The following is a 13574-nucleotide window of genomic DNA, read 5'->3' on the forward strand; positions in this document are numbered from 1 at the left end:
TACCGGCAGTTACTTTTCATCAGACGGCGAATTTCCTTTTCTGCGGCGGGCGTTGCGACCAACGACCCGGTCGGCGCCACGCTTCACAGGCGCCGACCGGGTCGTTGGTCTTTAGCCGAGCCTGTGCTATAAGGTCGTAGAACTGGGGCTTGTCGTGGGACGGTACCAGTCCCAGGCACGTTTGCCAGTCGGCTATGGCTGCCCCGTGATTTCCGGTATCAGAGTAGACCAGCGCCCGATTGGCGTAGGCGCTGATGTAGTGCGCGTTGATGCTGATGGCCTGCGTGAAGTCGGCCACGGCCTGCGAGTAGCATTTCTGCCCGTAGCGCACCCAGCCCCGGTTCAGGTAGGACACTGAATCCTGCGGGTTCAGGGCCACGGCCCGGCTGAGGTAATGGCTGGCGCGGGCTGTGTCCTGCTGCTGCATATACCAAAAGCCCATTCGGCCGTTGGCAAACGTGTTATTGGCATCCAGGGCCAGTATCTGCTCGTTGGTAGCAATGGCCCCGGCGTAGTCGCGGCGCAACGACTGCCCGTAGGCCAGGCTGGCGTAGTACTCCAGCAGCGCCACGTGGCCGGTATCGTGCCGCCGGGCCATCTGTTCGTACTGGGTGGCTTCGGCCGGCCGGCTCGCCTGGCGCAGGTAGGCGCTGAAGCCGTAGTAGACGCCAGCCGCCGTCGAATCCAGCAGCCATGCCTGGTTGAAGCACTTGATGGCCGTAGGAGGGTGGCCGGTAGCCAGATAGTGCCAGCCAAAAGTAACGTGGGCGCGGGCGGCGGCCTGAGGATTGCCATAGCGTTGCACCGCTTCCGCCACGAACTGCTTGTCGGCCTCCAACTGCTGCGGAGACTTGAGAAGCCCGCCGTAGCGGGGCCGCTCATTAATGTAATTCGGCGCACGCAGCGCATCACTTTGCGCGTAGCGGGGTGCCGTGCCACTCCGGGTCTGCGCCCCGGCCGTTGAGCAGCTAAACAGTCCCAAGACCAGAATACTATATATTTTTAGCATAGTGTATAGTATTGATTCAGCGAGAAATAGAAGCTGTTTGGAAAGTCAAAAGAACGTCATGCTGATTACGGTTGGCGACTTTCTAAACAGCTTCGCTAGCTGCGGGCTTCTTCTAAGATGCTTTCCACCCAATTTTTACCCCAGTCCTCTAACTCCTGCGCGGTCCAGAGCTGGGGGTAGAAAATGCGTTTCTGGAACTTGGGAGGCAGGTACTGCTTCCAGTTGGTGCCGCCCGTAGCGGCCAGGGCCGTAGGGTCGCGCTCCAGATACCGCACCGCCGACTTAAAGTGCATCAGGGGCCAGTTGATGTTCACGTTGGAATCGAGCAGCTTGAGCTGGCGCAACAGGCGCGGGTGCTGGCGGTCAGCTTCGGGCAGGCGCTGCACCACGGTCCACACGTTGCGGTCCTGGTAGTGGGTGGCGTGCTGGCTGAGCTGCTGGGTGTATTTCTTCTCGAACTGAATCAGGGTGAGGGCTTTGGCGCCGGTTTCTTGGATGGTGGCCCCGGCTTTCCAGTAGATGCAGCCCATCAGCTCGTCGTGGGCGGCGGCTTCGCCCAGCAGGCGCCGCTTCTCCTTATTGAGCAGGTTGTCGAGTGAGGTCGAGGCAATTTCAATCATGCGGTACTGCACGCTCTGGAAGCCCGAGGCGGGCATCAGGGCCATGCGAAACTGCAGAAACTGGTTCTTGTCCATGCCGTCGACCATCACGTCGAACGAGTCAATCAGATTCTCGAAGTAGCGGTTGATGCGGCCCAGGCGCAGCACCAGCTCGCCCACCGTGGGCTCGCGCAGCTGCCCGATCTGCTCGTATTCGCAGAGGCAGAGCTTGAAGTAGAGCTCCGTAATCTGGTGGTACATGATGAAAATCCGCTCGTCGGGAATCTGGGTGAGCGGGCGCTGAAGCGAGAGCAGCGTATCGAGCTCGATGTAGTCCCAGTAATTGACGTAGTCGGCGTAATACAGGCCTTCGAGGTAGGCGGCCAAATCCTGGCCGTCTGGCGCGTATTTCTGCTGCAACAGGCGCAGCTGTGCCAGTACGGCCGGCGAAAATTCGTCTTGGGTGGAAGACATGGAAAGGGTGGTTTGGGGCGGGTGAGGGAGGCCGTGTGGGTGGCAACGGCCGCACAAGGAACAAAAAAGCCACCGAATACGCCAAGTGCAGGCAACCCCCGGCGGTCGGCCGGCATCTACCGGGCTACGAGTTGACCGGCCGGTACGCCAGCTGCAAATCCGGCTGGTTGGTATCCGGCCGGAAACCCCTACTTTTAGCCCACTTATGGCCGAAAAGAGCAGTATTTTTGATATGATAGGTCCCGTGATGATTGGGCCCAGCAGCTCCCACACGGCGGGCGTGGTGCGTATTGCCAGCGCCGCCATCCGCATTCTGGGCTCCTTGCCCACGCATGCTACCATCACGTTCTACAACTCCTTTGCCCGCACCTACGAGGGGCACGGCTCCGACCGCGCCATCGTGGCCGGGCTGCTGGGCATGGCCACCGACGACAAGCGCATCCGCGAAGCCTTCGACCACGCCGCCGCGGCGGGCCTGGAATACACGTTTCAAAGCGTCGGCAACGCCTCAACGATGCACCCCAACACCATCCGGTTGCAGCTACGCGACGAGCGCACGGGCCACGGCGTGGAGGTAATCGGGCAGAGCCGGGGCGGCGGCGTTATCCGCATCGTGGAAGTCGACGGGTTTCCGTCCGACTTCTCGGCTTCCCTGCACACGCTCATCGTGGACGCCGACGACCGCACGGGCTCCATTGCCTTCATTGCTTCCGTCATTGCCCACGACGACTGCAACATTGCCACCATGTTCGTTTCGCGCAAAGGCAAGAACGACGCGGCCCGGCAGTTTATCGAAATCGACTCGGGCATCAAGGATATTACGCTGGCCTACCTGCGCCAGCTCAGCTGGGTGCACCGGGTGATCTATATTCCCAATATTGAATAATTACATTTGCTCCCGAAATTCCAAGCTACCCGCTGAAGCCATGAAAACACTTCGTACCCAGTTTTTGCACCAGTTGGCCACGTCGGGCATCGGGGCCGTGCTGCTGAGCGCCGCCGCGCTGCCGGCTGTGGCCCAGACCGCGCCGCCCGCCCAGCCCCCGGCCGGCACGCTGCCAGCGGCCGCCCCCAGCGGCCCCTACACGCTGCAGCGGGCCATTGATGTGGCGCTGCAGAATAACCTGACCATCCGGCAGCAGCAGCTCACCACCGAAAACACCAATCTGGTGCTGCGTCAGAGCCGGGCGGCGCTGCTGCCCTCGGCCAACGCCAGCGCCACCCAAAACTGGAACTACGGTACCAGCGTCGATCCGCTCACGTTCCAGTTTCAGGACCAGACCATCCGGACCAACAACTTCTCGCTTAATTCCCAGGTCACGCTGTTTTCGGGCTTCCAGCTGCGCAACACCATCAAGCGCAACCAGCTCGATTACCAGGCTGGCCTGAGCGACATTGAGAAGTCGCGCAACGACATTGCCCTGAACGTAGCCTCGTCGTACCTGCAGCTGGTGCTGGCCCAGGAAATCGTGCGGGCCAACGATACGCGCGTGAATACCAGCCAGCAGCAGGTGGGCCGAGCCCAGAAGCTGCTGAAAGCCGGCAGCGTGGCCGAAAGCAACGTGCTCGACAGTCAGGCCCAGCTGGCCTCCGACGAGCTGAACGTTATTACGGCCCAGAATCAGGTGGCTTTCTACAAGCTGCAGCTGGCCCAGCTGCTGAACCTGAGCTCGGCCACCGGCTTCGAAATTGAGGTGCCCGCCCTGCCCGACCCGGATGATGTGGTGCTGCTCACGGCCGACCCCGACGGCACTTACCAGACGGCTCAGGGTATTATGCCGGAGGTGAAAGCCGCCGAGCTGCGGGTGCAAAGCTCGCTGCGCACCGTAGAAATAGCGCGGGGTGCCTACTATCCGCGCTTCACGTTTGGGGGCGGCCTGTTCTCGGGCTATTCCTCGTCGCGCACCACGCCAGTGTTTACCGGCGAGCTGGAGGAAGCCGGGCAGTTTCCCCTGTTCCTGATTGATCCGGTGACCAAGCAGCGCACGCTGGTGCCGAATACCTTCGCCGTTGCGCTGCAGCCCGGCTTCAAAAGCCTGCCCGAAGGATTCTTCAACCAGGTGAAAAACAACTACGGCAAGCAGCTGCAGTTCACGCTGAACGTTCCGATTCTCAACGGCTTTCAGGTGCGCACCAACGTGCAGCGCTCCGAAATCGGGGTGAAGCAGAACGAATTGCGCGCCGAACAGACGCGCTTGCAGCTGCGCCAGAGCATTCAGCAGGCCTACGCCGATGCCATTGCCGCCCAGCGCCGCTACTCGGCCGCCAAGCGCCAGACCGAAGCCCTGACCACAGCCTACCGCAACGCGGAAATCCGCTTCAACAACGGCCTGCTGAATGGCACGGATTTCAACATCGCCAAAAACAACCTCTACGGGGCCGAATCGAGCATGATTCAGGCCAAATACGAGTTTATCTTCCGGCGCAAAGTGCTGGACTTTTATGAAGGTCGTGGCCTCAGTTTGTAACGCCTGACCTGTGGAGCGAAAGCCAGTAGCGCGAATATTTGCTTCGCGCTACTGGCTTCCTGCTTTTTTTGCCCCAACTTTCCACCGTTTCGCCCCAACCCTACCGTCGATCCGCCTTTCTATCGAACATGAAAAACAACCGCTTACTGTACATTTTATTGGCAGTCGTCATCCTGATGGTGGCCGGCTTTGTGGTAGCCAAAAAACAAGGCTGGGTGGGCCAGCCCGCCGGCACGGAGGTAATGACGGCTAAGGCCGCGCCCACGACCATTGTGGAGAAAGTGAGTGCCTCGGGAAAGATTCAGCCCGAAACCGAAGTGAAAATCTCGCCCGACGTATCCGGCGAAATAACGGAGCTGTATGTCGCCGAGGGCGACTCCGTGAAAAAAGGCCAGCTGCTGCTCCGCATCCGGCCCGATAACTACCAGGCGATGGTGAACATGCAGTCGGCGACGGTGGGCACCCAGCGGGCCAACGTGGGCCAGACCCAGGCCCGCCTGCAGCAGCTGATGGCCAATGCCCGCCAAACCGAGCTGACCTACCGCCGGACGGCCTCGCTCTACAAGCAAAAGGTGATTTCGCAGGCCGATTTTGAAGCCAGCAAAGCCGCCTATGAAGCGTCGCAGGAGGAAATCAACAGCGCCCGCCAGAGCATCAAGGCCGCGCAGAGCAACGTGGCCAGCGCCCAGGCCAGCCTGGAAGAAGCGCGCAAAAACCTGAACAAAACCACGATTTACGCGCCCGTAAGCGGCACGGTGAGCAAGCTCAACGTGAAGAAGGGCGAGCGGGTAGTGGGTACCACCCAAATGGCCGGCACCGAAATCATGCGTATCGCCAACCTCAACTCGATGGAGGTACGGGTGAGCGTGAATGAAAACGACATCATCAACGTGGACCTCGGCGACTCGGTGGAAGTGGAAGTGGACAGCTACGCCAGCAAGGATGAGAAGTTCCGGGGCCTGGTGACCAGCATTGCCAACACGGCCAAAGACGCTCTCACGGCCGAGGCCGTAACGGAGTTCGAGGTGCGCATTCGTCTGCTGCCCGAATCGTACCGTCATTTGGTGCGCACCGTGAAAGGCCGCTCCATCGTGCCTTTCCGTCCCGGCATGACGGCCTCCGTGGACGTCATCACCGACCGGAAAAGCAACGTGATGAGCGTGCCGCTGGCCTCTGTAACCACCCGCTCCGACAGCGCCACCACGGAAGCCAGCACGGGCGGAAAGGGCATGGTGGAGCGGCGTGGCAGCTCGGCCCCGGCCGAAGCCACCGATAAGGCCGGACCTAAAACCGAGATTCAGGAGGTCGTGTTCGTGGTGCGCAACGGCAAGGCGGTGCTGACGCCCGTGAAAACCGGTATCAGCGACTTCTCCAATATCGAAATCAAGAGCGGGCTGCAGGCCGGGGATGAGGTCGTGAATGGCCCGTTCCGGGCCGTGGCCAAAACGCTGAAGGATGGGGGACTGGTAGTCGTGAAAGATGCCAAAACCATCAACAAGGCCGCCCTGGAGGAAGAGCCGGAAGCAGACAAGTAAGCCCATAACGCTGCCTGAGCTAACAGGCGCATTTTCGGCTAGTTGGGAGGCCAGGGGCGGTAAGCGCTTCTGGCCTCTCGTTTTTTTTGCCTAAACTCGGCTCCCTGACCTCACTATTTCCTTTCCCTGGTGGATAAAATAGCCATGCTTGGCGGCGGCTCCTGGGCTACCGCGCTAACCAAAATACTATCAGAAAACGGTGCCCGCGTCGACTGGTGGATGCGCAACAAAGACGACGTGCAGCACCTGCTCCGTACCCGCCACAACCGGCGCTACCTCTCGTCGGTGGCCTTCGACCTGAACCGCGTGTTTCCCGCCACCGACCTCGACGATGTGGTGCGGGAGGCCGACTGGCTGGTGCTGGCTGTGCCGGCGGCTTTCGTGCAAAGCACGCTGGAAAAGCTGGACCGCGACGCGCTGAAACACAAGCGCGTTATTTCGGCCATCAAAGGCATGGTGCCGGGCAAAAACGTGCTGGTGACCGACTACGTAGCCGAGCGGTTTCGGCTGCCGCGCGAGCAGATAGGCGTGGTGGCCGGACCGTGCCACGCCGAGGAAGTGGCCCTGGAAAAGCAGAGCTACCTCACCATCGGCTCGCCCAGCCTGACGCTGGCCGACGACTTCAGCCTGCTGCTACGCAACCGCTTCGTGAAGGCCCATGCCATGGAGGACCTCGACGGCATTGAGTACTTCGCCGTCATGAAAAATATCATTGCCCTGACCTGCGGCATTGCCCACGGCCTGGGCTACGGCGACAATTTTCAGGCGGTGCTGGTGAGTAATGCGGTGCAGGAGATGCGGCGCTTCGTGCACGCCATGAACCCGCAGCCCCGCGACCTGTCGGCCTCGGCCTACCTGGGCGACTTGCTGGTAACGGCCTACTCGCAGTTTTCGCGCAACCGCACTTTCGGCAGCATGATCGGGCGCGGCTACTCGGTGAAGTCGGCGCAGATGGAGATGAACATGGTGGCCGAAGGCTACTACGCCGTCAAGAGCATTCACGAACTCAACAAGAAGCTGAATGTGCACATGCCCATCACTTCGGCCGCGTATCATATTCTTTACGAGAAGATTTCGCCGGCCGTAGAGCTGGAGATTCTGAAGGAGAAGTTCAGGTAGATGCAGTGGGGGAAGAATTTGCTGCTGCTGGCAAACGGTTCAGCAATAGTATCGGTGGCTGTCATACTAGGGTGCCATTATGTAGTGCCTAAGCCGCCGTGGACGTATGACCAGGCTATTGGCTGGACCATTTATCCACCGCTTTCTGCACTGCCGCAGGCAATTCCTGCATCGGTAGGGCCTACCACACAGGAACATTATACCTATACGGGCCTGTTGTGGGGAGCTGGTATTGCATCGGTAGTTGCCCTGGTATGCTGGCTGTCCGGGCTTCTTTCACTGGTTTTTAGGCCCAACCAGGAAAAGGCGGCAAGTAGGCTCAAGATTGTAGTGCCGCTGCTGTTGGTGCCGTGCGCTATCCATCTGACGGGCATGGCAACCCAGTGGAAGGAGCCGCAGCAACAGAGCGAAGTCCTGGAGGAATATCTGTTGGAAAAGGAAACAGGTGGGCCTGACGAGATCTTAGAATCTGGCTCGTCAGCACAAATGCGGGAGGATTCCCTGACTAATCCCATGGAGTAGTTGGGGCCCCCGGATAAGAATGAACGCAGAGGCTCTGGTAACTTCCCCTCTTGGTGGAGCTACCGACAATACGAGTACAGCCAACCATTTTGTAGCTCATTTACGTTAGCTACTTCTAAAAACTGACACCTATGGGCACCTGGGGCTATTACAACTTCGATAACGACGCGGCGGCCGACTTCGCCGGAGATTTTCGCGACGACCACAGCGAGGCCATGCTCTACGAAGCCTTGGCTACCGCCGCCGAGGAAGAAGGCGCTTTGGAAGCTGCTGAAGCCAGTGAGGCCCTGGCCGCCGCCGAAATCGTGGCCGCCATTCTGGGCAAGCCCGCCAAAGACTTTCCCGCTGACCTGATTCCGGTAATTGTGAAGCTCGACGCGGCCGAGAGCGAAGACCTGCGCGAGCTGGCCACCGCCGCCGTAGAAGCCGTGGTCAGAAAGTCGGAGCTGCAGGAGCTGTGGGCCGGCAAGGACGACTACGCCAACTGGCAGCAGCTGCAGCACGACTTGCTCGAACGGTTGAAATAGCGTGCCTTGGCTTCTGCTTGCTCTGCTCACGGCGCTGTGCCTGGCTTTCTACAACTTTTTCATTAAGCTCGCCGCCGACCATATTCCGGCGGCGGTAGGCGCAGTAGTGTTACAGCTGGTAGCGGCGGCCCTGGGCGCGGTGTGGCTGCTGAAACTGAAGCTCCAGGGCCAGCCGCTGCCCATTACTACCAAAGGCCTGCTGCTGGCCACACTGGCCGGGCTGGGCGTGGGCGCCGCCGAAATTCTGACGTTTGTGGTATTCAGCCGGGGGGTGCCCTCATCGGTGGGGACGCCCGTCATTGTAGGCGGCTCGGTGCTGCTGACAGCTGTGCTGGGGCTGGTGGTGCTGCGCGAGGCACTGTCGTGGCCCCAGGCGCTGGGGCTGGTCAGCATCGTGGTGGGCATCGCACTGCTGGCGCGCGGCCACTAACTGGTGGCTTACGCCAATACTACCGCGTGCTGCGGCTGCCGCAATGCTTGCAGGCTGCGGCGCAAAGCGGCCCCCAGCTGGATATGATGACAGGCTACGTAGGTTCTAAGCAGGTCGCCCTTGTACACGAAAATCTTGGTATCGGGATACCAAGGCACGGTATCGTTGGGCGGGCAGAAGATGGTGAGCACCAACTCGTAGCCACTGCCGAACGTGAGGCTAAGGGCGGCCCCGTGGTGCTCGTTGTCTTGCCAGCCTCGTACGCTACGGGGCGCATAGTTCAGCAGCAGCGGCAAGCATTCCTGTAGTTGCGCCTGGGTTATTTGCTGGCAGGAAGTGGACAGCGTGCCAACCAGCAAAAGCTGCTTTTCAAGCTCGGTTTGAATCTTTTGGTTAAGCCGGTCTAGCTTTCGGACTTTTTTAAACTGTAACAATTTTTTCATATTCACCGCAGATGCTGGTCCAACCCCCTCGCTGAAAACTTCGGCTAGGTAGGTGCCCGTACAAAGGTCGAGCTTTCCTGATTCGTTCCAATGGCCGGATAATTATTAGCGCGATTGTTGTGGCACACGTCGGTACGCAGCAAACGGTGAGTGTCAGCGGGTGTTTAAAGCCGCGCTTATCCGAAAGCAAGTTTTTGTTTGTGAGTGACTTAAAAATATTTTTTGCGAGTCGGCGCAAGGAAAAAGCTATGTGGCCGGCCCATACGGGCACAACGAATCAGTGTGCGCGCAAGTGCTTTCAAGCCGCTTGGAATAGGAGTAGCTTCTGAAAATTTTGTTGTGCCCAGTAGTAGTGCTGTTCACTTGCCAAGGGTCTTCTTCGGCACCCTGCCTTGGGTTGGCGAAACAGGTGCAGTTCAGCGCAGGTAGAAGATCTTGTGGCAGAGCGCGCCACTCAACCCTCTTGTATCGCGAGTTACACTACTTCTAGTATCACTATAGGTGATATGCACAATGATGGAGAAAGTCAGCGAGTTATGCTTGTGATTTCCTTGTCTTCAGGTCCTGCTAAAGCCACTCATCGGCTGGCTGTGAGTGCCTTGTTTTTTCTGCAGGGCTTGTGTTTTGCCAGCTGGGCCGCCCGTATTCCAAGCATCCAGCAGAAAATGGGCTTGTCGGATGCGGAGCTGGGGGCGGTGCTATTTGCGCTGCCAGTAGGGCTGATGCTGTCTTTGCCGTTGTCGGGCTGGCTCGTGGCCACGCAGGGTAGCCGCCGAATTGCGCTTATTGGCGCTCTGTGCTACATTGGTACGCTGATCTGCATTGGTTGGGCCCAGAACCTGCCGCAATCGGTGGGCTTTCTATTTCTGTACGGAGTGGCCGGCAACCTGATGAATATTGCAGTAAACACCCAGGCCGTAGGAGTGGGGGCGCTTACCAACGCTCTATCATGGCCGCGTTTCACGGTGTTTGGAGTTTGGCGGGCTTTACCGGCGCGGCCATCGGCACTGTTATGCTGGGGCAGGGTTTCGATCCAGTGGCCCATTTCCTGTTGATCGGGGGCGTTGTTTTGCTCGGGCTGCTAGTGTGCTGGCCCTTTACGCTGCGCGAAGACCGAACCGCCGAAACCCGCGCCCCCATCTTTGCCCGCCCCGACAAAGCACTGCTCACCCTGGGCATTATTGCCTTCTGCTGCATGGTTTGTGAAGGAGCGATGTTCGATTGGAGCGGCATTTACTTTAAGAAAGTAGTGCTGGCCCAGGACGCCTGGGTGGGCGCGGGCTACACCGCTTTTATGGGCACCATGGCCGGTAGTCGCTTCGTGGCCGACCAGATAGTCCACCGGTTTGGAATGAAAAATGTGCTGCGACTCAGTGGAGTACTCACCGCTTCGGGGCTGCTGCTGGCTGTGCTGCTGCCCGCGCTGCCGATGGCTATTCTGGGATTCCTGCTCGTCGGCTTTGGCGTGTCGTCGGTGGTGCCGTTGGTATACAGCGCGGCGGGGCGGGCGTCTACCATGTCGCCGGGCGTGGCGCTGGCGGCCGTCTCTACGGTTGGCTTTCTGGGGTTCCTGATTGGCCCGCAGCTGATTGGGCTGGTAGCGGGCGTGGTGAGTCTGCGGCTGTCCTTTGCCATTATTGCCATTATGGGCCTGTGCATCACTATTGTAGCCAGCCGCGCTAAGGTGTAGTACTAGTTGCCGGGCCGGTAGAGTAAGCCAGTAGCTGTACAATCCTAGCGTAAGGTTGGTCGGGTCTTGGTTGAAATTAACGGGGTTTTTCTGCTACTGAGCGCAGACAAATTCGTGTGGAGTGAGGCCGCAGGCCGCTTGGCGCGGTTATAGGCTAGCAAAAAGGCTTATAAATGTTCGCTTAGCTCCTGCGTCGTTTGGCAATGAAAGAGCTGGGTGGTGGCTTCTTTGATGGTGCTGTTGATGCGTTCCACTTGGCCGTTGGTCCACGGGTGGGCTAGCTTGGTGAGGCGATGCTCCACACCCGTACTCACAACAGATGCGGTCAAAGCGGTGCCCGCCCGGCAGGAACTGATGCGCTTGCGGGGTGAACTGCACCCCGTTGTCAGTCAGAACGGTAGATACTAGACTTGTTCCTGAATTAGGAACCGATGCTAACATTCGGCTGTCATGCTCATCTGACGTCCGCTTGTCGAAGCATCTCTACCGCCATGTTAAGTAGTATTGCGGTAGAGATGCTTCGACAAGCTCAGCATGACGTTCTTTTTTCGTTTCGCTTTATTCAGGAACAACTCTACTTTATAAGGCAGCCTGTTGAGTACACGGCGCAGGAATTCGGCGGCGACCACGCGCTTGGCACAGGAATACAGCTCGGCGAAGGCCACCTTGCTCGTGCGGTCGATGGCCACAAAAATGCGTTTCAAGCATTTGGGCGGTACTGGCGGCCCTCTTCCGTCTGGACCTCAGCAATATCGACGGGCAGGTAGCCAATGGGGGAGTCCTTCTAAAATTCAATAAACCAGTGGTTTACTTAGTACGCGCCAGGGTGGTCAAATCCAGCTTCTCCAACTCCTCCCATACGCGATGCACGGGCAGGCCCATCACGTTAAAGTAAGAGCCTTCCAACTTGGTTACGGCCACCATGCCAATCCAATCCTGTGCGCCGTATGCTCCCGCCTTGTCCATGGGTAGATAGGTACGCACGTAAAACTTAATTTCTGCGGCGGAGAGGGCCCGGAAATACACGCGGGTCTGGTCGGAGAAAACCGTGCGCCGTCCGTCGCCGCCCAGCAGGCACACGCCGGTATACACGTCGTGGGCGCGGCCCTGCAAGCGGGTGAGCATGGCTACGGCTTCGGCCGCGTCGGCAGGTTTGTTGAGCACGTCATCGTCGAGGCACACGATGGTATCGGCCGTCAGCACCACTTCGTCGGGGGCCAGGTCGGCCCGGTAGGCGTCGGCCTTGTGCGCGGCCAGGTATTCGGCCACTTCGGCCCGGTGCAGGTGGGGCGGGTAGCTTTCGTCTACTTCCCGCAGGCGCACTTCGTAGGGTAGTCCCAGGTCGGTGAGCAGCTGCCGGCGGCGCGGCGAGTTAGAGGCCAGAATTAAACGGGGCATAGAAAGAATTGTCGTGTTCAGCGTCGCCGATGGAGGTGAAAAGGAATCCACCGATAGTTTTGGGGTAGAAAAACGTGGATTTGGGCGGCATTACGGCCCCCGAGTGGCATACGCGCTCCACTTCTTCCATCGTTACTTCATTCACGATAAGGGCGGCGCGGGCCTCCTGGCGGTCTACGCGGGTGAGGCACTCGGAGAAAGTACGCACGTACGCAACCCCCGGCCACGTCCGCTGCGCATCGGGGCCAATGATGCCCAACGCCTTTTCCAGCACGAAGAAATGGAGCACCGTGAGGTCCAGGGCCTTTACTTCGGATGTCGTATCCCAGTCGAGCTGCTCGTGGGCGGCGGGCCGCAGGCGCAGCTTGTAGGCCTGCCCCCCGATATACAGACCAAACGCCCATTGCTTACCCGCAATCAACTCGGGCAAACCGTAGGCATCCTCCTGCGGCAGCACGGTGAAATACGGCTCCAGCCGGGCCAGAAACTCCGCATCCGTGAGGGCGCCGGGCAGCTCCAGCAACAGCCGGTGGGTGGGCAGAATGCGCAAATCGTCGGCGGCCGCGTTTGTGAGGTACATCAGGTGGAAGTTCCACGGCTCGCGGCCCGTATGCTGCGGGTCGGCGGCCATTCGGGCCTGGCGGTAGGCCAGCGAGCCTTCGTAGCGGTGGTGCCCATCGGCCAGAATAACCTGCCGCTCAGCCAGTACCGCCCGAAACCGCTCGATGACGGCCGCGTCCTGAATAACGGCCAGCACGTCGCGCGCGCCCTGGTAGTCTTCCTCCGTCTGGTACAGCGGATCCGCAATGGCCTCGTCCAGGTAGCGTTCCAGCTCGAAGTCTTCGTCGCGGTAGAGGCCGTGGGTGGCGCTGCTCTGAAACTGGGTGCGGGCCAGCAGCTCGGCGCGGTCATTGACGGCGGCGGGCAGGGTGTTCTCGTGGCGCAGCACCACGTTATCGGCCCAGGCGGCGGCCCTGATGTGGCACATGAAGCCCTTGCGGCAATACTCGTGGTGGCTGCCCGGGAGTCGGAAATACTGATAGTACACGTAAATGCCCGGCATTTCATCCTGGCGCAGCACGCCAGTCTGTTGCCACTCTGCCAGGCGCTGCCCGGCCTCGCCGGCCGGGTCGGTGCCCCGGGGTACCGAGAGGTGAATGCTGTTCAGGGGGTTGCGGTACAATGCCTCACGCTGCTTGGCCGACACCACGTCGAAGAGCGGAGAAACATAATCGTCGATGTTGGCACTCAGCATGGCGTTGTAGCGCCAGCCGCGGACGGGTTGAATTTCGGCCAAGGAAGAAAGAAATTAGGAAGTAAGAGCAGGTAGTAAGAAGTAAGAAGTAGGGGGTAAGCTGCC

At 59.6% G+C, this 13574-nt stretch carries 15 protein-coding genes and 1 pseudogene; 9 read left to right on the plus strand and 7 right to left on the minus strand.

Annotation, left to right across the window (positions count from 1 at the left end):
* Positions 1 to 19: 19 nt before the first annotated feature.
* Together E5J99_RS05710 and E5J99_RS05715 are read right to left on the minus strand one after the other, a co-directional pair.
* Complete coding sequence (locus tag E5J99_RS05710) at positions 20 to 1009, minus strand: tetratricopeptide repeat protein (RefSeq protein ID WP_135496765.1); 990 nt, start codon at positions 1007 to 1009, stop codon at positions 20 to 22.
* A gap of 95 nt (positions 1010 to 1104) precedes the next feature.
* Positions 1105 to 2082, minus strand: coding sequence for a tryptophan 2,3-dioxygenase family protein (locus E5J99_RS05715; protein ID WP_135496766.1), 978 nt, complete (start codon positions 2080 to 2082; stop codon positions 1105 to 1107).
* A gap of 205 nt (positions 2083 to 2287) precedes the next feature.
* On the opposite strand from E5J99_RS05715, the gene sdaAB reads away from it, so the two are divergent.
* The 7 genes from sdaAB to E5J99_RS05750 all read left to right on the plus strand — a co-directional run bounded on the left by sdaAB (position 2288) and on the right by E5J99_RS05750 (position 8683).
* A complete protein-coding gene (gene sdaAB / locus E5J99_RS05720; protein WP_135496767.1) occupies positions 2288 to 2968 on the plus strand; it encodes an L-serine ammonia-lyase, iron-sulfur-dependent subunit beta in 681 nt (226 codons plus the stop codon).
* A 40-nt stretch (positions 2969 to 3008) separates the two neighbouring features.
* Positions 3009 to 4550 (plus strand): TolC family protein, encoded by a 1542-nt coding sequence (locus E5J99_RS05725; protein ID WP_135496768.1) that lies wholly within the window; start codon positions 3009 to 3011, stop codon positions 4548 to 4550.
* A 128-nt stretch (positions 4551 to 4678) separates the two neighbouring features.
* On the plus strand, positions 4679 to 6085 hold the full coding sequence (locus E5J99_RS05730) for an efflux RND transporter periplasmic adaptor subunit (RefSeq protein WP_135496769.1): 1407 nt from the start codon (positions 4679 to 4681) through the stop codon (positions 6083 to 6085).
* 129 nt (positions 6086 to 6214) lie between these two features.
* Positions 6215 to 7204 (plus strand): NAD(P)H-dependent glycerol-3-phosphate dehydrogenase, encoded by a 990-nt coding sequence (locus tag E5J99_RS05735; RefSeq protein WP_245318730.1) that lies wholly within the window; start codon positions 6215 to 6217, stop codon positions 7202 to 7204.
* Positions 7205 to 7288: 84 nt separating this feature from the next.
* A complete protein-coding gene (locus E5J99_RS05740; protein WP_135496770.1) occupies positions 7289 to 7726 on the plus strand; it encodes a hypothetical protein in 438 nt (145 codons plus the stop codon).
* Positions 7727 to 7857: 131 nt separating this feature from the next.
* The gene (locus E5J99_RS05745; RefSeq protein ID WP_135496771.1) at positions 7858 to 8253 is read left to right on the plus strand and encodes a DUF4259 domain-containing protein; all 396 of its coding nucleotides are present in this window, start codon (positions 7858 to 7860) and stop codon (positions 8251 to 8253) included.
* Between the two features lies 1 nt (position 8254).
* Entirely contained in the window at positions 8255 to 8683 is a 429-nt protein-coding gene (locus E5J99_RS05750) for an EamA family transporter (protein ID WP_135496772.1), read from the plus strand.
* Positions 8684 to 8691: 8 nt separating this feature from the next.
* Here E5J99_RS05750 and E5J99_RS05755 read toward each other — a convergent pair whose 3' ends face one another.
* The gene (locus E5J99_RS05755; protein WP_135496773.1) at positions 8692 to 9126 is read right to left on the minus strand and encodes a hypothetical protein; all 435 of its coding nucleotides are present in this window, start codon (positions 9124 to 9126) and stop codon (positions 8692 to 8694) included.
* A gap of 536 nt (positions 9127 to 9662) precedes the next feature.
* On the opposite strand from E5J99_RS05755, the gene E5J99_RS22200 reads away from it, so the two are divergent.
* Both E5J99_RS22200 and E5J99_RS05760 read left to right on the plus strand, forming a co-directional pair.
* Positions 9663 to 10181, plus strand: a complete 519-nt coding sequence (locus tag E5J99_RS22200) for an MFS transporter (RefSeq protein WP_394345942.1) — start codon at positions 9663 to 9665, stop codon at positions 10179 to 10181.
* Positions 10076 to 10816, plus strand: a complete 741-nt coding sequence (locus tag E5J99_RS05760; protein WP_245318731.1) for an MFS transporter — start codon at positions 10076 to 10078, stop codon at positions 10814 to 10816. Before E5J99_RS22200 ends, E5J99_RS05760 begins: the two co-directional genes overlap by 106 nt.
* 170 nt (positions 10817 to 10986) lie before the next feature.
* Here E5J99_RS05760 and E5J99_RS22205 read toward each other — a convergent pair.
* The 4 genes and pseudogenes from E5J99_RS22205 to E5J99_RS05775 form a co-directional block, all read right to left on the minus strand.
* A pseudogene (locus tag E5J99_RS22205) lies at positions 10987 to 11269 on the minus strand (IS481 family transposase); the annotation flags it as partial.
* A gap of 41 nt (positions 11270 to 11310) precedes the next feature.
* Positions 11311 to 11520 (minus strand): hypothetical protein, encoded by a 210-nt coding sequence (locus tag E5J99_RS05765; protein ID WP_135496774.1) that lies wholly within the window; start codon positions 11518 to 11520, stop codon positions 11311 to 11313.
* Positions 11521 to 11623: 103 nt separating this feature from the next.
* Positions 11624 to 12214 (minus strand): Maf family nucleotide pyrophosphatase, encoded by a 591-nt coding sequence (locus E5J99_RS05770; RefSeq protein ID WP_135496775.1) that lies wholly within the window; start codon positions 12212 to 12214, stop codon positions 11624 to 11626.
* Complete coding sequence (locus E5J99_RS05775; protein ID WP_135496776.1) at positions 12189 to 13511, minus strand: DUF1015 domain-containing protein; 1323 nt, start codon at positions 13509 to 13511, stop codon at positions 12189 to 12191. Before E5J99_RS05775 ends, E5J99_RS05770 begins: the two co-directional genes overlap by 26 nt.
* Positions 13512 to 13574 lie beyond the last annotated feature (63 nt).

This window comes from Hymenobacter elongatus (genome assembly GCF_004745955.1).
GTDB lineage: Bacteria > Bacteroidota > Bacteroidia > Cytophagales > Hymenobacteraceae > Hymenobacter > Hymenobacter elongatus.